Source organism: Streptomyces sp. DH12 (assembly GCF_020873895.1).
In the GTDB taxonomy this organism is placed as follows: domain Bacteria; phylum Actinomycetota; class Actinomycetes; order Streptomycetales; family Streptomycetaceae; genus Streptomyces.
Map to the genome: position 1 here is coordinate 1 of NZ_JAHWGT010000838.1, position 479 is coordinate 479.

At 69.7% G+C, this 479-nt stretch carries 2 protein-coding genes; one reads left to right on the plus strand and one right to left on the minus strand.

Annotated features, from left to right (window positions below; all coding sequences use genetic code 11):
* The coding region (locus LPA54_RS37345; RefSeq protein ID WP_228984893.1) for a MerR family transcriptional regulator at positions 1–210 on the minus strand (210 nt) is incomplete at its 3' end.
* Between the two features lie 42 nt (positions 211–252).
* Between LPA54_RS37345 and LPA54_RS37350 the strand changes: the two genes are divergently transcribed.
* On the plus strand, positions 253–479 hold a 227-nt coding region (locus tag LPA54_RS37350; protein ID WP_228984894.1), incomplete at its 3' end, for an AMP-binding protein.

A 479-nucleotide genomic window follows, 5' to 3' on the forward strand; every position in this document is an offset into this window, starting at 1 on the left:
GTCCAGGGAGATCCCCGCATCAGCCATCTTGCGGATCCACAGCAGGCGGATCATGTCGTCGTACCCGTAGCGGCGGCAGTCGTCACTGCCGCGTTCCGGTTCGGCGAGGAGCCCGATGGCGTGGTAGTGGCGGATGGCGCGGGGTGTGGTCCCGGCGAACGCGGCAGCATCGCCGATCTTGACCCGGCGGGGAATCGCAGGAAGGGGCATGCGAGGGAACCTCTCCATGTCGTACGTGCCGCCTACTGGACCATGTGCCGCTACGGCACATGCAACCCGGCCGCCGCCCGCGAACGCCTCGGCATCACCGCCGCCGACCGCGTCCTGGCCTTCGCCTCGTTCTCCTTCGACGCCTCCCTCGACCAGGTCCTGCCCGCCCTCACCACGGGCGCACGCGTCGTCATGCGGCCCGACGAACCGTGGCTGCCCACCCAGGTCCCCGAGATCGTCGAGCGGCACGGCCTGACCGTCGTCAACGT